The organism is Nocardioides marinisabuli (assembly GCF_013466785.1).
Classification (GTDB): domain Bacteria; phylum Actinomycetota; class Actinomycetes; order Propionibacteriales; family Nocardioidaceae; genus Nocardioides; species Nocardioides marinisabuli.
This window is the reverse complement of the sequence record NZ_CP059163.1, coordinates 197,303-216,228: the sequence shown is the minus strand read 5'-3', so window position 1 is coordinate 216,228 and position 18,926 is coordinate 197,303. Positions and strand designations below refer to the sequence as shown.

The window sequence follows — 18,926 nt, the reverse complement described above, 5'->3', positions numbered from 1 at the left end:
CCGCGATGAGCCCCCGCACCCACCTGCTCACCGGCGCCGGCTCCGGCATCGGGGAGGTGCTCGCCCAGCGGCTGCGTGAGCGCGGCGACGAGACCTGGCTGCTGGCCCGCTCCGAGGAGCGCGCCGCCGAGCTCGAGGCGGCGCACCCCGGGGCGCGCACGGTCGTCGCCGACCTGGCCGACCCCGGTGCCGTCGACGCGCTCGAGGGCCGGCTGCCCGCGCGCCTCGACTCCCTGGTCCACGCCGGCGGGGTGGTCGAGCTCGGCCCGGTCGCCGAGCTGTCCACCGCTGCCTGGGTGGAGCAGGTGACGGTCAACCTCGTGGCGCCGGCCGTGCTGACGAGGCTGGCCCTGCCCGCCCTGCGCGCGGCGCGCGGCACCGTGGTGCTGGTCAACTCGGGTGCCGGGCTCTTCGCCCACCCGCAGTGGTCGGCGTACGCCGCCAGCAAGCACGGGCTCAAGGCGCTGGCCGACTCGCTGCGCGCCGAGGAGGCGGCCCACGGGGTGCGGGTGACCTCCGTCTACCCCGGACGCACCGCCACCGCGATGCAGGAGAAGGTGCACGCCCAGGAGGGCAAGGACTACGACCCGTCGCAGTGGATCGACCCCGCGACCGTGGTCGGCGCGGTGCTGCACGCCCTCGACCTGCCCGACGACGCGGTGCTCAGCGACCTGACGGTGCGACCCCGGGGGTAGCCCGGGGCGGCGCCAGCCGTTCCAGGCGGTAGTGCAGCGAGACCGCCCGGGCCGACCACAGCGAGAGGTGGTGGTCGGTGCGCAGCACGCCCTCGTCGTCGACGTGGACGTGGAAGCGCTCGCGCACCGGTGCCCGCGCGGCGAAGGTGCGCCCGCGGTGGCGCACGGTGACGTAGCAGCCGTCGCCGCCGAAGGCCCGCGACGGGGAGCGCAGCACCAGCGAGCCGCCGGGGCCCACCTCCGGGCGCAGGAAGACCTGCACGTTGCCGTGCTCCAGGGGGAACGCGACGTGCACGCTGGGCCGGTCGGAGCCGGTCGGAGCCGGGCAGGCGGCGCAGGGAGTAGCAGCCGGAGTACACGTACTCGCCGGTCGAGCGCAGGGTGCGCAGCCACCCGGCGGCCTGCTGGGCGCCGTGCCGGTCGGTGATGACCGAGACCCGGCTGTCCATCCCACGGGCGACGTCGAGCGGCCGCATCGGCAGGGCCAGCTGGCCCACCCGGCGCCCGAAGCGCCGGGAGACGAGCTCGCCACCGGGCCAGAAGAGCGGTTGCCAGCCGGTCCACACCTCCATCCGCCACGACGCGGTGTGCTCGTAGAAGTCACGCACCTCCGCGCGCAGGTCGCTCGCGGCGAAGCCGGGGCCGTCGAGGGCGGCCAGGTCGGCCATGAGCCCGGCGTCGGCGCGGCCCTCGGTGACCCGCCCGCCGAGCCGGTCCGCCTCCTGGGCCAGCCAGGTGTCGCCCACCAATGAGGCGCTGCTGGTGGGCGCCTGCAGCCAGGCGTGCTCGCCCTCGAGGTCCACGCGGCGGCCGGCCGCACGCCACCACGCCCGGGAAGCGGGGTCGAGCAGGGCGCCGGCGAGGTGGGAGCGACGGCTGCTCACGTGCGCGAGCGCCAGTTGAGGGCGCCGACGAGCACCATCCGCAGCTGGGTGCGGGCCTCGTGCACGATCTGCTCCTCGGCCTCCGGCCGCCCCGCGGCGGCCAGGATCTCCTCGGCGACGGCGACCATCGCCGAGACGATCAGCGCCGAGAGGATGCGCAGGTCCTCCGGCGACCACGCGGTGGTCCCGGGCAGCCGGGCCAGGTCCGTGGCCAGCTCCCGCTCGCAGAGCTCGATCTCGTGCCGGATCGCCTCGCGCACCGCGGGCTGACCGGCGGTGCGCTCGCGCGCGATGAAGGCGAAGTGCGAGCGCTGGCGGTGCACGTGGTCGACGAGGATCGAGACCGAGCCGTCGACGATGTCGGTGGTCGAGGTGTCGTCGCGGCGCACGTCGCGCAGCAGCGCGCGCAGGGAGGCGAACGACTCGTCGACCAGGCTCAGGCCCAGCGACTCGATGGAGTCGAAGTGGCGGTAGAAGCCGGTGGGCACGATGCCCACCTCCTTGGCGACCTGGCGCAGCGAGAGCGCCACGAGGCTGCTGTCCTCGCACAACTCGAGGGCCGCGTCGAGGATGGCTCGTCGGGTGCGCTCCTTGCGCTCGACACGGGTCTCGGTCACGGGTCGATGCTATCGCCGGGCGCGGCGCCCGGTCGTCGTGGCCCACCGCGCTGGTGACGGGGCGGACGACGGGGCGGCGACGGTGCAGGTGGTGGGGATCACCGGGGACGGACGTTGACGCCACTGACGCGGGGTGGTGCTATTTCGGTGTACGCCCGTTCACCGAATCCCCGGAGGTGGCCATGCGCCTCGTCAGCGCCGTCCTGCGGTCCCGAGCCGTCGCGGCCCTCGCGTCCCCGCACGGGGTGGACCGCTACCTCGAGCAGGTCAACCCGCTCTGGGCGGCCCACGAGGTCCGTGGCCGGGTCGTGGAGGTCCGTCCCGAGACGACAGGCGTGCACCCGGTCACCACGCTGACGGTGCAGCCGACGTCGACCTGGCGCGGGCACCGGGCCGGCCAGCACGTGCAGGTGGGGGTCGACCTGCCCGGGGCCCGACGCGCCACGCGCTGCTTCTCCCTCTCCTCGGCCGCCTCCGCCCCGGGCGAGCGCTTCACCCTCACCGTGCGCGCCCACGACGACACCGACGAGCGCACCTCGCTCTCGCGCCACCTGGCGACCCGGGCCCGGCCGGGCGACCTGCTCCACCTCAGCCAGGCGGGCGGCGACTTCACCATGCACGCCAGCCCCGCCACCCCGACCCCGCACCCGCTGCTGCTGGTCAGCGGCGGCTCCGGCATCACCCCGGTGATGTCGATGCTGCGCACGCTGCTGCGCGACGGCTACGACGGGCGGGCCAACCGTCCCGTCACCTTCCTGCACTACGCCCGCAGCCCCCAGGAGCAGATCTACGCCGAGGAGCTGGCCGCCGTGGCGCGCTTCGACAACCACGTCGACGTGCACCTGGTGCACACCGCTCGGGGCGGCACCCGCTTCAGCCCGGCCGCGCTGGCGCGCCTGGTCCCCGGCTTCCGCGACACCGACACCTGGGTCTGCGGCCCCACGGCGCTCGTCGACGCCGTGGCGGCGGCGTACGACGGCAGTGCGCGGCTGCGCGTCGAGCACTTCAAGGCGCCTGCGACCGCCGCCGGCGCGGGGCCTGCGCAGGGCGAGACCAGCTTCACCCGTAGCGGGCTGGGCGCGACCAACACCGGCGAGACCCTCCTGGCGCAGGCCGAGGCGCTCGGGCTGCGGCCCGAGACCGGCTGTCGGATGGGCATCTGCTTCACCTGCACCAGCCGCAAGACCAGCGGCACCGTGCGCGACGTCGTCACCGGCGAGGAGTCCTCACGGCCCGACGAGGACGTGCGCATCTGCGTCTCCGCACCGGTCGGCGACTGCTCCGTCGACCTCTGACCCCTCCACCCCGAGAGGAACACCCCATGACCACCAGCACCAGCACCAGCACCAGCACCCGCCTCACCCCGGACCAGCTCGACGCCCTCGGCGCCGAGATGGATGCGATCCGCCAACGCGTCCTGGCCGACCTCGGCGAGGCGGATGCCGACTACATCCACGGCGTCGTGCGCCTGCAGCGCCGGCTCGAGGTGGCGGGTCGGGCCCTGTTCTACCTGCCGCCGGCGTGGCCGGTGGCCGTCGCGGCCCTGAGCGTGTCGAAGATCCTCGACAACATGGAGATCGGCCACAACGTCATGCACGGGCAGTACGACTGGATGGGCGAGCCCGGCCTGAGCTCGCGGATGTACGAGTGGGACAACGTGTGCCCCTCCGAGCAGTGGAAGTACTCCCACAACTACATCCACCACACGTTCACCAACGTGCTCGGCAAGGACCGCGACATCGGCTACGGCATTCTGCGCATGGACGAGGACCAGCCCTGGCACCCCTACTACCTCGGCAACCCCGTCTACGCGCTGCTGCTGATGGTCTTCTTCGAGTGGGGCGTGGCGATGCACGACCTCGAGGTCGAGAACATCGTCGCGGGCCGGCGCACCCTGGCCGACAACAAGGCCCTGCACGCGGGCATCATGCGCAAGGTCCGGCGCCAGGCCCTCAAGGACTACCTGCTGTTCCCGGCGCTGACCGGGCCGTTGTTCCCGCTGACGCTGGCCGGCAACGCGACCGCCAACCTGGTGCGCAACGTGTGGGCGTTCAACATCATCTTCTGCGGCCACTTCCCGGCCGGGGTGGCGACCTTCTCCGAGGAGGAGTGCCGCGACGAGTCGCGCGGGCACTGGTACTACCGCCAGCTGCGCGGCTCGGCCAACATCGACGGCGGCCGGCTGTTCCACCTGATGACCGGCAACCTGTCCTTCCAGGTCGAGCACCACCTCTTCCCCGACCTGCCGGCGCGCCGCTACCCGGAGATCTCCGGGGAGGTCAAGGAGATCTGCGAGCGCTACGGCCTGCCCTACAACACCGGCCCCCTGGGCAAGCAGCTCGTCAGCGTGGCCCGCAAGATCTGCCGCCTGGCGCTGCCGGACCGTCGTCGCGCGCAGCAGCCGGCCGCGCAGGCCCAGCCGGCGGCGGCGTGAGCCAGCCCACCTGGTCAACGCGACCGATCACGGTGAGACTGGGCCCATGAGCCAGACCCCCGAGCAGCGCGGCGAGGAGCGGCTCAGCCGCGCCGAGATCGGCAAGGACGCCGCCCAGAGCGCCATCGAGGCCACCGCCAGCACCGTGGGCGAGGTCGCGACCATCATCACCGGTGCGGTCCGGGGCGTGGCGGGCGCGCTCGGCGGCCTGGCCACCGAGGTCTTCGAGATCCGCGAGGCCGCGCGCCGCGCCCACCGGCACGCCGAGGACTGAGCGCGAGCCGGCCGGTTCGAACCGGCCGGCTCGCGCTCAACCGAAGGAGAGCGTGAAGTCGCGCTGGCGGAACGAGGCCAGGGAGCGACGTCCGGCCAGCCAGCCCAGCGGGCCGGCGGTGTCGAAGGTCCAGCTGCTGGTGCCGGGCGCCAGCCTGGAGCGCCCGACCATGTCGGTCTCGACCGGCACGGTGTGGGCGTCGATGGGCGCCTGCCAGACCCCGCCCCTGGCCGGCAGCCGGGGCGCGATGGCGGAGAGATCGCTGAAGCGGGCGCTGGCCACGGGCGCGCCGTCGGTGCTCATCGACCACCGGGCCCGCTCGAGCGGCCCGCGCCGTGAGGTGGAGGACTCGAAGTCACCCAGGCCCTTGGGGATCGCCCACAGCCCGCGGCCGCCGGCCACCGACGCGGGGGAGTCGACCCAGATGTCGGTGATGCTGACCCGGCGGTCGCCCGCCGGGGTGCGCAGCACGCGCGCGACGAGCAGCTCGGAGTAGGTCAGTGGGCTGCCCTCCTCGTAGGAGACGAAGGCGGCCCCGTAGATGCCCCGCGGGTGGGCGGCGTCGACGTCGTCGGCGACCCGGAAGACGGAGACCCACATCTGGCCCACCATCCGCCAGGGCGCCGGCGGGTACGCCGCGGCGGGGCTGTCGGGTGCGGGGGAGGAGGGGGAGTCCGTGCTCATGGCCGGATTCTAGCCACGCTCCCGCCCCTGCACGCCGAATCTGACAGGTCAGTCTTCCGGATCGTCCAGCCGGGCCAGCCAGGTCGCCAGCCGCTCCACCGCGCTCTCGTGCTCGGGGTGGGTGTCGGTGAAGGCCTGCAGTTGCTCGGCCAGCCACGCCAGGGTGACCTCCTCGTCACCCCGGCGCCGCTCGAGCTCCTCGATGCCCCGGTCCGTGAAGTACATGGCGGGCGCCGCTCAGGCGAAGGCCCGGTCGAGCAGGTCCTTCTGCTCGGCCTGGTGGCGCTTCGCGGTACCGACCGACGGGGAGGAGGACTCCTCCCGGGTGACCGGCTCCACCTGGGCGTCGACCTCGGGCCACACGTTGAGCTGGTAGTGCGGCCACGGGCCCATGTTGCGCGGCTCGTCCTGCACGAAGCGCACCGTCTTCAGGTGCGGGTAGCGCGCGATCTCGGCCTTGATGTCGTCGATCGGGCGCGGGTAGAGCTGCTCGATGCGCGCGATAGCGAAGCGCTCCGAGCCCTCCCGCTTGGCCCGCTCGACCATCAGGTCCCAGGTCACGCGACCCGAGCAGATGAGCAGCGTGTCGACCTTCGAGGCGTCCGCGTCGGCGTCGCCGATGAAGGGCCGGAACGTGCCCGAGGTGAAGTCCTCGGGCTGCGAGGCGGCCTCCTTGCGCTTGAGCATCGACTTCGGGGTGAAGACGATCAGCGGCCGGTGCGCCTCGCCCAGCGAGTGCTGGCGCAGCAGGTGGAAGTACGACGCGGGGGTCGAGGGCTGCGCGACCACGAACGCCTCGTCGGCGGCCATGGTCAGGAAGCGCTCGATGCGCGCCGAGGAGTGGTCGGGGCCCTGGCCCTCGTAGCCGTGCGGCAGCAGCAGCACGACGCCCGACTGCTGGCGCCACTTGGTCTCACCGGCGGAGATGAACTCGTCGATGACCGTCTGCGCGCCGTTGACGAAGTCGCCGAACTGCGCCTCCCACAGCACCAGCGCCTCGGGACGGGCCACGGAGTAGCCGTACTCGAAGCCGAGCGCGGCGTACTCGGAGAGCAGCGAGTCGTAGAGGTAGAGCTTGGCCTGGTCCTCGGTGAGCGAGGACAGCGGCGTCCACTCGTCGGCGTTGACGCGGTCGATGATCGTGCCGAAGCGCGAGACGAACGTGCCACGGCGCGAGTCCTGGCCGGCCAGGCGGACCGGACGGCCCTCCATCAGCAGGGCGCCGAAGGCCAGCACCTCGCCGGTGCCCCAGTCGATGGGGCCCTCGGTGATCGCCTTGGCGCGACGCTGCAGCTGCGGCATCACCTTGGGGTGCACGGTGAAGCCCTCGGGCGGGGTGACGTAGGCGTCGGCGACCCGCTTGAGGTACTCCAGCGGCACCGACGTGTCGGCCTCGCCGGTCGGCTTCTCGGGGTAGTCGGGGACCGTGGTCCACTCCGAGGGCTGGCCGGTGGCCTCGCGCACCTCGGTGAAGACGCGCTCGAGCTGCTGCTGGTAGTTCTTGAGGACCTGCTCGGCCTCCTCGATCGTGATGTCGCCACGACCGATGAGGGACTCGGTGTAGAGCTTGCGCACCGAGCGCTTCTGCTCGATCAGGTCGTACATCAGCGGCTGCGTGTACGACGGGTCGTCGCCCTCGTTGTGCCCGCGACGGCGGTAGCACACCAGGTCGATGACGACGTCCTTGTTGAAGGCCTGGCGGTACTCGAAGGCCAGGCGGGCCACGCGGATGCAGGCCTCGGGGTCGTCGCCGTTGACGTGGAAGATCGGCGCCTGGACCATCCGGGCCACGTCGGTGCAGTAGAGCGAGGAGCGCGAGGAGCCCGGCGAGGTGGTGAAGCCGACCTGGTTGTTGACCACCACGTGCACGGTGCCGCCGGTGCGGTAGCCGCGCAGCTGGGAGAGGTTGAGCGTCTCCGCGACCACGCCCTGGCCGGCGAACGCGGCGTCGCCGTGGACCAGCAGCGGCAGCACGGGGTAGGCGCTGCCCTGGTCCAGCACGTCCTGCTTGGCGCGCGCGATGCCCTCGAGCACCGGGTCGACGGCCTCGAGGTGCGAGGGGTTGGCCGCGACCGAGACCTTGACGGTCTCGCCGCTCTCGGCCTCGAACTCGCCCTCGGCGCCGAGGTGGTACTTCACGTCGCCGGAGCCCTGCACGGTGCGCGGGTCGATGTTGCCCTCGAACTCGCGGAAGATCTGCGAGTAGTTCTTGCCGACGATGTTGGCCAGCACGTTGAGGCGACCGCGGTGGGCCATGCCGATGGTGACCTCGTCGAGGCCCGACTCGGCCGCGGCCTCGCACAGCTCGTCGATGACCGGGATCGTGGTCTCGCCGCCCTCGAGGGAGAAGCGCTTCTGACCCACGAACTTGGTCTGCAGGAACGTCTCGAAGGCCTCGGCCTGGTTGAGCTTGAGCAGGATCCGCAGCTGCTCCTCGCGGGGCGGCTTGGTGTGCGGCTGCTCGACGCGCTCCTGGATCCAGCGGCGCTGCTCGGGGTCCATGATGTGCATGTACTCGATGCCGGTGGTGCGGCAGTAGGAGTCGCGCAGGATGCCGAGGATGTCGCGCAGGCGCATGAAGCGGCGCCCGGTGCCGCCGAAGGAGCCGGTGGCGAACTCGCGGTCGAGGTCCCACAGGGTCAGCCCGTGCGACTCGATCTCGAGGTCGGGGTGGGTGCGCTGGCGGTACTCCAGCGGGTCGGTGTCGGCCATCATGTGCCCACGCACGCGGTAGGCGTGGATCAGCTCGAGGATGCGGGCCTGCTTGCTGATCTCGTCGTCGTGCGACGTGGCGATGTCGTGGCCCCAGCGGATCGGCTCGTAGGGGATGCGCAGCGAGCGGAAGATCTCGTCGTAGAAGCCGTCCTGGCCCAGCAGCAGCTGGTGGACCCGCTTGAGGAACTCGCCCGACTGCGCGCCCTGGATCACGCGGTGGTCGTAGGTCGAGGTCAGCGTCATGACCTTCGAGATGGCGTTGCGGGCGATGGCCTCCTCCGAGGCGCCCTGCCACTCGGGCGGGTACTCCATCGCGCCCACGCCGATGATGGCGGCCTGGCCGGTCATCAGGCGCGGCACCGAGTGGTTGGTGCCCAGGCCGCCGACGTTGGTCAGGCTGATGGTGGTGCCCTGGAAGTCGGGCACGCCCAGCTTGTTGTCGCGGGCCTTGCTGACCATGTCCTCGTACGCGGTCCAGAAGCCGGCGAAGTCCATCGACTCGCAGCCCTTGATGCTCGGCACGAGCAGCTGGCGGGTGCCGTCGGACTTCTTCTGGTCGATGGCCAGGCCCAGGTTCACGTGGGCCGGGGTGACCAGGTTGGGCTTGCCGTCGACCTCGGCGTAGGAGTTGTTCATCTCCGGCATCGACTTCAGCGCCTTGACCAGCGCGTAGCCGATCAGGTGGGTGAAGGACACCTTGCCGCCGCGTGCGCGGGCGAGGTGGTTGTTAATGACGGTGCGGTTGTCCCACAGCAGCTTGACCGGGACCGAGCGGACCGAGGTGGCGGTCGGCACGGTCAGCGAGACGTCCATGTTGGCCGCGGTGCGGGCCGGGGCGCCGCGCAGCACCTTGTAGGTCGGCTCGTCGCTCACCTCGGCGGGCGCGGGCGGCTTGGACTCCTTGGCCATCGGGGTCGAGGTCCCCTTCGAGGGTTCGGCGGCCTTGGACTCCGGGCGCGGCTTCGCGACCGGGGCCGGGGCGTCGGACCCCGTGGCCTGCGGCTTCTGCTGGGCGGTCTGCTGGGTCTTCTGGGTCTTCTCGGTGGGAGCCTGCTCCGGCTCCGGCTTCTGCGCCTTCTCGGTCTTCTGCTCGGGCTTCTTCTGGGCCGTCGGCGTCGTCGTCGCGCCGTTGTCGTTGGCCTTGAAGTACTCCGCCCAGCTCGGTTCCACGCTGCTCGGATCCTTGCTGAAGCGCTCGTACATCTCCTCCACGAGCCACTCGTTGGCCCCGAAGTCGTCAGAGACCTCGGGGGAGGTGGAGGGGGAACTGCTGGGGGACTGCGGCACGGCTTGCTTCGCCTCTTCCGATGAGCGCGCGTGGATGGGTGGAGTCGGTGGTCAAGGCTAGACCCCCGTGCCAGCAAATGCCGAGGTTGGGGCTCCTTTCGGACAGGGTGTTGTCGGACTAACACCCCTGGAGGACCACACCATGACTTCGGCACCCCCCGGCCGGGCCCGACGGGCCGTGGCGACCGGCCTGGTGGCGGCGCTGGCCGCCACCCCCGTCCTGGTCGCCTGCACCGACGACGGACCGGGCGCGCAACGCCCCGGACGAGGGGGCGGGGACCGCTCCGCGGCGGCGCGCACCGTGCGCACCAACGTCGAGGTGGGCGAGGTCGTCGGCGGCCTCGGCCCCCTGAAGCGTCGTAGGGTCGCCACCGGTGTCGGCCGGGCGGTCGACCGGTGGTGGGACGCTGCGTTCGTGGACGCCGACTACCCCCGCCGCCGCTACCGCGACGTGTTCCCGGGCTTCACCCCGGGCGCGGCGCGCGCCGCGCGCCGCGACCTCGACCGGATGACCAGCCACCGGCTCGGGGAGCGGATCGACTCGCTGGTGCCGGTGCGCCGCCGCGTGGTCGTCGACATCCTCGCCACCCGCGAGACCGCCCGGGCCGTCACCGCCCGCACCACCCTCGACTACCGCACCCGCGGCGAGGTGAACCGGCAGGTGCGGGTCAGCGCCCGCCTCTTCATGCTCTACCGGGAGGGCTGGAAGGTCTTCGGGTACGACGTCCTGCAGGGACCGAAGCCGGTCACCGGCCCTCGGGCCGGGGGGACGTCGTGAAGGCCCTCCGCACCGGCCTGCTGGGCGCGGTCCTGGCCACCACCGCAGTCGTGGTGCCGGCGCCGGAGGTGGCCCCCGACGACGTGGCGCTGGTGCGCGCGCAGCGCTCGGGCGCGGTCGACCTGACGCCCGACGTCGTGTGGATCCTCGCCGTGGGCTCCGACGCGCGCCCCGGGCAGTCGATGACCCGCTCGCGCGGCGACGCCCTGCAGATGGTGGGCATCGACTCCCGCACCGGCGCCGCGTCGGCGATCGGCATCCCCCGCGACTCGTTCGTGGCGATCCCGGGCCACTCCGCCAACCGGGTCAACGCCGCCATGGTGCTCGGCGGGCCCGAGCTGCTCGGGCGCACGGTCGCCGGCATGGTCGGCGTCCAGCCCGACTACGTGATGGTCACCAGGTTCCCCTTCTTCGAGGACCTCGTCGACGACATCGGCGGCATCACCGTCACCAACCCGCGCCGCTTCTCCGACAGCTCGCTCAAGCCCGAGGGCTTCGCCCAGGGGCGGATCCGCCTCAACGGCTACGGCGCGATGGCCTTCGCGCGCATCCGCAAGACCCTGGCCGGCGGGGACTTCGCGCGCTCGGCCAACCAGCAGCGGGTGCTGCGCGGGATCGGGGCGGAGATCCGGGCCAAGGCCGACAAGCCCGGCTTCGTCGAGCGGGGAGTGCTCAGCGTCGTGCAGCACATGTCCACCGACCTGGGTCCCGGCGAGCTCTTCCGGCTGGCCCGGGCCGTGGCGCGCGTCGACGCCTCGCGGATCACCACCTGCGTCGTCGGGGGCTCGGTGGCCACCATCCGCGGCATGAGCGTGGTGCGGCCCAACCTGACCCAGGCCAGGCGCCTGGGTGCGGCGGCACGGGGCGACGCCACCCTGCCGCGCGGCTGCTGAGCCCGGCACCACCCCGGGACGCGGACGACCGGGGCGGCCCTGGTGGGCCGCCCCGGTCGGGGTGCGCGTGCTGGACCGGGCTAGCCGGTCAGCGGGGTCAGCGCGGGTAGATCTGCGACTCGAGCCAGCCGAGGTCGAGCTTGAGCTGCGCGGCGGGGATCTCCAGGCTCAGGGCCGAGAGCTTCGCGCCGTAGTAGTTGCGGCTGTAGCGGGGACCGAAGGTGAGGAAGCCCTTCTCGCCACCGAGCTCGTCGATGGTGAACTCGACGGTCTCGCGGATCTTGAGACCACCCGCGGGCATCAGGCTCTCGCCCTTGTAGAGGATGTCGGCGACCTTGAACTTGGGGTTCTTGGAGCCGCGCACGCGCTCGCCCTCACGGCTGAGGAGGTTGAGCTTGGAGCTGATGCCGGTGACCTCGAGGTCGAGGAGCGGGATCGAGAAGGAGCCGAGCGAGCTCTTGGCCATCGACCGGGCGCGACCGCGCGACATCTGCTTGGCCTTGTAGGAGTACTCCAGGCCGTTCAGCACGGCCACGCCGCCCAGGCCCGGGATGTTCAGCGGGATGGCCCGGTCGCCCTCGATGCTCTTGACGACCTTCTTGTTGCCGGTGCCCTCGCAGGGGATCGACTCGGTGCCGATGCCGCCGAGGTGCAGCAGCGACACGTCGTCGCTCAGCGGCAGCGCCTCGAAGTCCAGGCCCATGATGGTCGAGCGGAAGACGCCGGAGGGCTTGGAGTCGGAGATGCGCGACTGGGCGTAGCCGAGCTTGAGCAGGACCGCGGAGTCGTTGCCCTCGTCGCTGGGGTCGACCTCGATCTTGAGGGCGTTGGCGCCCGAGACGGCCGAGGTGTCGTCGACCTTGCTGAAGGAGCTGCCGAGACCGATCGAGCCCAGGCCCGGGATCTCGATGATCTGGCCGACCTGGTCGAGCAGCAGGGTGACGAGCTCGTCGACGATCTCGTTCACCGGGGCGGCGACCTGGTTGACGATGTCGAGCAGGTCGGCGAGCGGGGTGCCCTCGACGACGGTGCCCTCGTAGTCGAGCGAGATGCCCTCGAAGCCGAAGCTCTCGTCGGTGCCGAAGGGGTTGCCGTCGCCATCGGTGTCGGCGGGGTCGTGGAAGGAGTCCGCGACCGCGTTGAGGCCCTGGATCTTCAGGGTGGGGATCTTGAGGTCCTGCACCAGCTCGCCGCCGAGGGTGATGTCGGCGATGGTGTTGACCGCCCGGGTGCCGGTGACGGCGCCGTCGCGGTAGGTCGAGGTGCGGCTGGTGCTGGGGGAGATGCTGATCAGCTTCGCGATGTCGACGGGGGCGTTCTCGGCGATCAGGCTGGTGATCTGCTCGGTGCTGAGCTTGGAGGGCTTGACGCGCTCCACCCCGGCGCTGCGGGTGCAGGCCAGGATGTCGAGGGAGTCCTTGAGGCTCTTGATGTCGATGCCGCCGACCGAGACCTTGGTGCCGAAGGCGAGGGCCTTCATGCCGAAGTCGGTGATCGCCTTCTGGCTGGCGCGCGCCTCGGCGGCCTCGCCGGCGACGGCGGTGGGGTTCGTGGCGAGGGTGCCGGCAAGGCTGACCGCGCAGACGGCGGACGCCGCAGCGGCCCTCTTGAAGGACTTCTTCACGCTCTCCTACTTTCATCGGCGCAGCGGCGCTGCGGGACGTGGGGGACCGGAAGAAGCGTGTGGAGCACCCTCCCCTCCCGGCGGGGACCAGTCGCGCGATCCCTCGACAGGTCAAACGCGGGAACAGGGGTGGGGTTAGGTAGTCCGTTCGGGCTGGTACAGACCAGTACGAACGGGTGGTCGGGCCCGGTGGGGACCCGTGAGGGACGGGTGGCGGGGCCGGAGAAGGGCCCGCGGGACGACGAAGGCCCGGGTCTGTCGTTCGTAGACCCGGGCCTCACCGATGGGTGCCCCCGGCAGGATTCGAACCTGCGGCCACTGGTACCGGAAACCAGTGCTCTATCCCCTGAGCTACGGAGGCAGGTCCCACGGCACGCGGCTGCGGGACGGCGTCACCCTACAACCACGGGGTCGGGCGGACGAATCCGGTGGGGCGCCGTGACGGGGCGTCCCAGGCCCCGACATCGATGCAGGTCACGACCGTGCGCGCCGATAGGCTGGACGGGTGACTCCCGAACAGCTCTCCGCCGTGATCGTCGACGTGCTGACGACGCTGTCCGACCAGGGTGCGATCACCCTGCCGGACGGCGTCCCTGCGAGCGTGACGGTGGAGCGACCCCGGCAGAAGGGGCACGGCGACTACGCCACCAACGTGGCCCTGCAGCTGGCCAAGAAGGCCCAGATGAACCCGCGGGCCTTCGCCGAGCTGGTGCGCGAGCGCCTCGGCGCGGTCGAGGGGGTCGCCGACGTCGAGATCGCCGGTCCGGGCTTCCTCAACATCTCGGTGTCCGCCGGGGCCCAGGGCGCCGTGGCCGCGCAGGTCGTCGAGTCGGGGGACGAGTACGGCCGCACGAGCACGTTGAGCGGCGAGCGCATCAACGTGGAGTTCATCTCGGCCAACCCGACCGGCCCCCTGCACCTCGGGCACACCCGGTGGGCGGTCGTCGGTGACGCGGTGGCACGGGTCCTCGACGCGGCCGGCGCAGAGGTGACGCGCGAGTTCTACATCAACGACCGCGGCAACCAGATGAACCTCTTCGGGGCTTCGGTCGAGGCAGCCGCGCTGGGCCGACCTACGCCCGAGAACGGGTACCACGGTGGCTACATCGCTGACCTTGCCCGCGAGGTCGTCGCTGCCGATCCCGGCATCGTGGACCTTCCTGAAGGTGAGCGCCACACCGCGTTCCGGGAGGCTGCCTACGCCCTGCAGCTGCGCCAGCAGCAGGACCAGCTCGAGCGTTTCGAGACTCGCTTCGACGTCTGGTTCTCAGAGCGGTCCCTGCACGACAGTGACGACGTGGCTGCCGGCTTGGAGAAGCTGCGTGGACAGGGCCATCTCTTCGACGCCGACGGCGCCCTGTGGATGCGCACGACGGACTTCGACGACGACAAGGACCGGGTGCTCATCAAGAGCGACGGTTCACTGACCTACTTCGCCAGCGACACGGCGTACTACGTGGACAAGCGCCAGCGTGGTTTCGACCGGTGCATCTACCTGCTGGGCGCCGACCACCACGGCTACGTCAACCGTCTGCGCGCGATGGCTGCCTGCGCGGGTGACGACCCCGACCACCACATCGAGGTCCTCATCGGGCAGATGGTCAAGATCATGAAGGACGGGCAGGAGCTCAAGCTGTCCAAGCGTGCCGGCACGCTAGTGACGCTCGAGGAGCTGGTCGACCTCATCGGGGTCGACGCGTTGCGCTACACGTTGGCCCGCTACCCGGCCGACTCGCCGTTGACGCTCGACGCCGCCGAGATGACCAAGCAGTCCAGCGACAACCCCGTCTTCTACGTCCAGTACGCGCACGCCCGGATCTCCTCGATCCTGCGCAACGCTGCCGACCTCGGCTTCGCCGGGCCCGGCTCGGTGCCCGAGGACTTCGACCCCGCCCTGCTCTCCCACGAGAAGGAGGGCGAGCTGCTGCGCGCACTGGCGGAGTTCCCCAGGGTCGTGGCCAGCGCCGCCGAGCTGCGCGAGCCGCACCGGGTGGCGCGCTACCTGGAGGACACCGCGGGGGTCTACCACCGCTTCTACGACAACTGCCGCGTGCTGCCGATGGGCGACGAGGAGCCCAACGACCTGCACCGGGCCCGCCTGGTGCTGGTGGCCGCCACCCGCACGGTGCTGGCCAACGGACTGCGCCTGCTCGGGGTCTCGGCGCCGGAACGGATGTGAGCTGAGTGCCCGTCTCCCACGAGGCCGGATGGGCGCACGCCGACGGGGCCCTCAAGGGTCCCGCCTGGCTGCGCCAGCCCGCCGACCCCAACGAGCTGGTCGAGCACCTCTGGTCGCGCTCGGCGCGCAAGGACGACGGGGTGCTCAGCGTCGGCGGGGTGGCCCTGCCCGACCTGGTCGCCGAGCACGGCTCCCCGGCGTACGTCCTCGACGAGGCCGACTTCCGCTCGCGCGCCGCGGCCTTCCGTGACGCGTTCGCCGACTACGACGTCTTCTACGCCGGGAAGGCGTTCCTGTGCACGGCCGTCGCCCGCTGGGTCGCCGACGAGGGGCTGTGCCTCGACGTCTGCACCGGCGGCGAGCTGGCCGTCGCCGAGCGCGCCGGCTTCCCGATGGAGCGGGTCGGCTTCCACGGCAACAACAAGTCGCCCGCCGAGATCGAGCGGGCGGTGCGGCTGGGCGTCGGCCGGGTCATCGCCGACTCCACCGCCGAGATCGAGCGCCTGTCCGAGGTCGCCACGCGGATGGGGACCACGGTGCGGGTGATGGTGCGGGTCACCGCCGGCGTCGAGGCGCACACCCACGAGTACATCGCGACCGCCCACGAGGACCAGAAGTTCGGCTTCTCCATCACCTCGGGCGACGCGCTCGAGGCGGTGCGCCGCGTCCACGAGGCGCCCGGGCTCGAGCTGCTGGGCCTGCACTCCCACATCGGCAGCCAGATCTTCGACTCCTCCGGCTTCGAGGTCGCCGCGCGCCGGGTGCTGGCCCTGCACGCCCGGGTCGCCGACGAGCTCGGCGTCGCGATGCCCGAGATGGACCTCGGCGGTGGCTTCGGCATCGCCTACACCACCCAGGACGACCCGGCCGAGCCCGCGCAGCTGGCCGCGGAGATGTCCGCGATCGTCGAGCACGAGTGCCGCGCGCTCGGCATCGAGGCCCCCGCCCTGTCCATCGAGCCGGGGCGCGCGATCGTCGGCCCGTCCGTGTGCACCGTCTACGAGGTCGGCACCGTCAAGCCGGTGCGCCTCGACGGCGGTGCCGTGCGCACCTACGTCTCGGTCGACGGCGGGATGAGCGACAACATCCGCACCGCGCTCTACGACGCCGACTACTCCTGCACGCTGGCCGGGCGGGCCTCCGCGGCCGCCCCGGTGCTGGCGCGGGTCGTCGGCAAGCACTGCGAGGCCGGCGACGTCGTGGTCAAGGACGAGTTCCTGCCCGGCGACGTCGCTCCCGGCGACCTGGTGGCCGTCCCCGGCACCGGTGCGTACTGCCGCTCGATGGCCTCGAACTACAACCACACGCTCCGTCCGCCGGTGATCGCTGTCCGGGACGGGGTCGCGCGCGTCGTCGTACGACGTGAGACTGAGCAGGACCTGTTGGCAACGGACGTGGATGACCCCGAGGTGATCGAGTCGTGACGGAGAGTGGCAAGCCGCTCAAGGTGGCCGTGCTGGGCTGTGGCTCGGTGGGCTCTCAGGTGGTGCGCCTGCTCGAGGAGCAGGCCGCCGACCTGACCGCCCGCGTGGGCGCGCCGGTCGAGCTGGTGGGGGTGGCCGTGCGCCGCCTCGACGCGGCCCGCGAGGTGGAGGTGCCCGAGGGGCTGCTGACCACCGACGCCGAGGGCCTGGTGGCCCGCGACGACGTCGACCTCGTCGTCGAGGTGATCGGCGGCATCGAGCCGGCCCGCAGCCTGATCCTCTCGGCGCTCGAGAACGGCGCCTCGGTGGTGACGGCCAACAAGGCGCTGCTGGCCGAGGACGGCCCGACCCTCTTCGAGGCGGCCGCCAAGGCCGGGCGCGACCTCTACTACGAGGCGGCCGTGGCCGGCGCGATCCCGATCCTGCGCCCGCTGCGCGAGTCGCTGGCCGGCGACAAGGTGACCCGCGTGCTGGGCATCGTCAACGGCACCACCAACTTCATCCTCGACAAGATGGACTCCTCCGGCGCCGGCTTCGGCGACGCGCTCGAGGAGGCCCAGGAGCTCGGCTACGCCGAGGCCGACCCGACCGCCGACGTCGAGGGCTTCGACGCCGCGGCCAAGGCCGCGATCCTGGCCTCGCTGGCCTTCCACACCCGGGTCACCGCCTCCGACGTGCACCGCGAGGGCATCACCGAGGTCAGCGCCGCCGACGTCGCCTCGGCGACCGAGATGGGCTGCGTGGTCAAGCTGCTCGCGATCTGCGAGCTGCGCGAGCAGCCCGGCGGCGAGGAGGCCGTCTCGGTGCGGGTGCACCCGGCGATGATCCCGCGCACCCACCCGCTCGCCTCGGTCCGCGAGGCCTACAACGCGGTCTTCGTCGAGTCCGAGGCCGCCGGCCAGCTGATGTTCTACGGCCCCGGCGCCGGCGGCTCGCCGACCGCCTCCGCGGTGCTCGGCGACCTGGTCACCGTGGCCCGCAACCGCCGCGAGGGCGTCACCGGCGCCGGCGAGTCGGCGTACGCCGACCGGGCCGTGCTGCCGATGGGCGAGGCGCGCACCCGCTACCACGTGGCCATCGACGTCGACGACCGCGCCGGCGTGCTGGCCACGGTCGCGACCGCGTTCGCCGAGCACGGCGTCTCGATCCGCACCGTGCGCCAGGAGGGCCGCGACGACGACGCCCAGCTGGTCGTGGTCTCCCACGAGGCCACCGACGCCCAGCTGCGCGCGACGGTCGAGCACCTGCAGCAGATGGACAGCGTGCGCGAGGTCAGCTCGGTCATGCGCGTCGAAGGAGGAGCAGAGTGAGCACCCACCAGCTCGACCGCGAGGCCGGCCGTGCCACCCACCAGTGGCGCGGTGTCATCGAGGAGTACCGCGAGCTGCTCGAGATCCCCCAGGACGCCCCCGCGGTGACGCTGCGCGAGGGCGGCACCCCGCTGGTGCACTCCGAGTGGCTCTCGGGCCTCACCGGCGCCGAGGTGCACCTCAAGGTCGAGGGCGACAACCCGACCGGCTCCTTCAAGGACCGCGGCATGACCGCCGCCATCTCCGTGGCCAAGCACGAGGGCGCCCGCGCCGTGGTCTGCGCCTCCACGGGCAACACCTCCGCCTCGATGGCGGCGTACGCCGCCAAGGCGGGCCTGACCCCGCTCGTGCTGGTCCCGGAGGGCAAGATCGCCGCCGGCAAGATGGCCCAGGCCATCGTGCACGGCGCCCAGGTGATCATGGTCCGCGGCAACTTCGACGACTGCCTGCACATCGCCAAGGAGCTGGCCGAGCAGTACCCGGTCGCCCTGGTGAACTCGGTCAACCCGGTGCGCCTGCAGGGCCAGAAGAGCGCCGCCTTCGAGATCGTCGACTTCCTCGGCGACGCCCCCGACTACCACCTGCTGCCGGTCGGCAACGCCGGCAACATCTCGGCGTACTGGATGGGCTACCGGCAGTTCGCCGAGCTCGGCCGCGCCACCAAGCGGCCCGTCATGCGCGGCTTCCAGGCCGAGGGCGCCAGCCCGCTGGTGACCGGCGAGCCCTTCCCCGAGCCCGAGACCAAGGCCACCGCGATCCGCATCGGCAACCCCGCGTCGTGGACGCTGGCGGTCGAGGCCGCCGAGGAGTCCGGCGGCCGGTTCGCCGCGGTCAGCGACGAGCAGATCCTCACCGCGCAGCGGCTGCTCGCCCAGCACGACGGCGTCTTCGTGGAGCCGGCCTCCTCGGCGGGCGTCGCGGGCCTGCTGGCCGAGCTGGAGGCGGGGGAGTCCTACGCCGGCTCGACCGTCGTGGTCACCGTGACCGGTCACGGCCTCAAGGACACCGCCACGGCCCTCGAGGCGTTCTCGGTCGCCCAGGCCGAGCAGGGCCGCCCGGGCATCGTCGACACCGTCATCGACAACGACGTGGTCGCCGCCGCCCGTGCCGCCGGTCTCGCCTGACCCG

General features: G+C 72.0%; 16 protein-coding genes and 1 tRNA gene. 10 read left to right on the top strand and 7 right to left on the bottom strand.

Translation table 11 applies throughout. The features are described 5' to 3' along the window. Positions 1–5 precede the first annotated feature (5 nt). Positions 6–695 (top strand): SDR family oxidoreductase, encoded by a 690-nt coding sequence (locus tag H0S66_RS01000; RefSeq protein WP_179617087.1) that lies wholly within the window; start codon positions 6–8, stop codon positions 693–695. Here the strand turns inward: H0S66_RS01000 and H0S66_RS19990 are convergent. Continuing rightward, positions 664–990 carry a hypothetical protein gene (locus H0S66_RS19990; protein ID WP_218876400.1) on the bottom strand — a complete coding sequence of 109 codons (327 nt, stop codon included), beginning with the start codon at positions 988–990 and terminating at the stop codon, positions 664–666. The genes H0S66_RS01000 and H0S66_RS19990 overlap by 32 nt on opposite strands. A gap of 585 nt (positions 991–1,575) precedes the next feature. Further along, complete coding sequence (locus tag H0S66_RS00990) at positions 1,576–2,196, bottom strand: TetR family transcriptional regulator (RefSeq protein ID WP_179617086.1); 621 nt, start codon at positions 2,194–2,196, stop codon at positions 1,576–1,578. Positions 2,197–2,378: 182 nt separating this feature from the next. On the opposite strand from H0S66_RS00990, the gene H0S66_RS00985 reads away from it, so the two are divergent. From H0S66_RS00985 to H0S66_RS00975, 3 genes are read left to right on the top strand one after another with little or no spacing between them, the layout of a single operon-like run. Next, positions 2,379–3,491, top strand: a complete 1,113-nt coding sequence (locus H0S66_RS00985) for a ferredoxin reductase (protein WP_179617085.1) — start codon at positions 2,379–2,381, stop codon at positions 3,489–3,491. A gap of 26 nt (positions 3,492–3,517) precedes the next feature. Then, positions 3,518–4,630, top strand: a complete 1,113-nt coding sequence (locus H0S66_RS00980; protein WP_179617084.1) for a fatty acid desaturase family protein — start codon at positions 3,518–3,520, stop codon at positions 4,628–4,630. Between the two features lie 46 nt (positions 4,631–4,676). After that, entirely contained in the window at positions 4,677–4,904 is a 228-nt protein-coding gene (locus H0S66_RS00975; RefSeq protein ID WP_179617083.1) for a hypothetical protein, read from the top strand. A 36-nt stretch (positions 4,905–4,940) separates the two neighbouring features. Here the strand turns inward: H0S66_RS00975 and H0S66_RS00970 are convergent, their stop codons facing one another. From H0S66_RS00970 to H0S66_RS00960, 3 genes are read right to left on the bottom strand one after another with little or no spacing between them, the layout of a single operon-like run. Next, complete coding sequence (locus tag H0S66_RS00970; RefSeq protein ID WP_179617082.1) at positions 4,941–5,588, bottom strand: acetoacetate decarboxylase family protein; 648 nt, start codon at positions 5,586–5,588, stop codon at positions 4,941–4,943. A 48-nt stretch (positions 5,589–5,636) separates the two neighbouring features. Further along, positions 5,637–5,813: a DUF6104 family protein gene (locus H0S66_RS00965; RefSeq protein WP_179617081.1), complete on the bottom strand. Its 177-nt coding sequence runs from the start codon at positions 5,811–5,813 to the stop codon at positions 5,637–5,639. Between the two features lie 12 nt (positions 5,814–5,825). Then, the gene (locus H0S66_RS00960) at positions 5,826–9,590 is read right to left on the bottom strand and encodes a multifunctional oxoglutarate decarboxylase/oxoglutarate dehydrogenase thiamine pyrophosphate-binding subunit/dihydrolipoyllysine-residue succinyltransferase subunit (protein WP_179617080.1); all 3,765 of its coding nucleotides are present in this window, start codon (positions 9,588–9,590) and stop codon (positions 5,826–5,828) included. Positions 9,591–9,732: 142 nt separating this feature from the next. Here H0S66_RS00960 and H0S66_RS00955 point away from each other — a divergent pair, with 142 nt between their 5' ends. Beyond that, entirely contained in the window at positions 9,733–10,368 is a 636-nt protein-coding gene (locus H0S66_RS00955; protein ID WP_179617079.1) for a hypothetical protein, read from the top strand. Next, a complete protein-coding gene (locus H0S66_RS00950; RefSeq protein WP_179617078.1) occupies positions 10,365–11,261 on the top strand; it encodes an LCP family protein in 897 nt (298 codons plus the stop codon). Before H0S66_RS00955 ends, H0S66_RS00950 begins: the two co-directional genes overlap by 4 nt. 97 nt (positions 11,262–11,358) lie before the next feature. On the opposite strand, the gene H0S66_RS00945 is transcribed toward H0S66_RS00950, so the two are convergent. Together H0S66_RS00945 and H0S66_RS00940 are read right to left on the bottom strand one after the other, a co-directional pair. Next, positions 11,359–12,885, bottom strand: a complete 1,527-nt coding sequence (locus H0S66_RS00945; RefSeq protein WP_179617077.1) for a hypothetical protein — start codon at positions 12,883–12,885, stop codon at positions 11,359–11,361. A 288-nt stretch (positions 12,886–13,173) separates the two neighbouring features. Beyond that, positions 13,174–13,246: transfer RNA gene (locus H0S66_RS00940), tRNA-Arg, on the bottom strand. Between the two features lie 144 nt (positions 13,247–13,390). On the opposite strand from H0S66_RS00940, the gene argS reads away from it, so the two are divergent. From argS to thrC, 4 genes are read left to right on the top strand one after another with little or no spacing between them, the layout of a single operon-like run. After that, on the top strand, positions 13,391–15,064 hold the full coding sequence (gene argS, locus H0S66_RS00935; protein ID WP_179617076.1) for an arginine--tRNA ligase: 1,674 nt from the start codon (positions 13,391–13,393) through the stop codon (positions 15,062–15,064). Between the two features lie 5 nt (positions 15,065–15,069). Next, on the top strand, positions 15,070–16,488 hold the full coding sequence (gene lysA / locus H0S66_RS00930) for a diaminopimelate decarboxylase (protein ID WP_179617075.1): 1,419 nt from the start codon (positions 15,070–15,072) through the stop codon (positions 16,486–16,488). Then, complete coding sequence (locus H0S66_RS00925; protein ID WP_179617074.1) at positions 16,485–17,798, top strand: homoserine dehydrogenase; 1,314 nt, start codon at positions 16,485–16,487, stop codon at positions 17,796–17,798. The genes lysA and H0S66_RS00925 overlap by 4 nt, the downstream gene beginning before the upstream one ends. Beyond that, positions 17,795–18,922 carry a threonine synthase gene (thrC, locus tag H0S66_RS00920; protein ID WP_179617073.1) on the top strand — a complete coding sequence of 376 codons (1,128 nt, stop codon included), beginning with the start codon at positions 17,795–17,797 and terminating at the stop codon, positions 18,920–18,922. Before H0S66_RS00925 ends, thrC begins: the two co-directional genes overlap by 4 nt. The last annotated feature ends 4 nt before the right edge of the window (positions 18,923–18,926 follow it).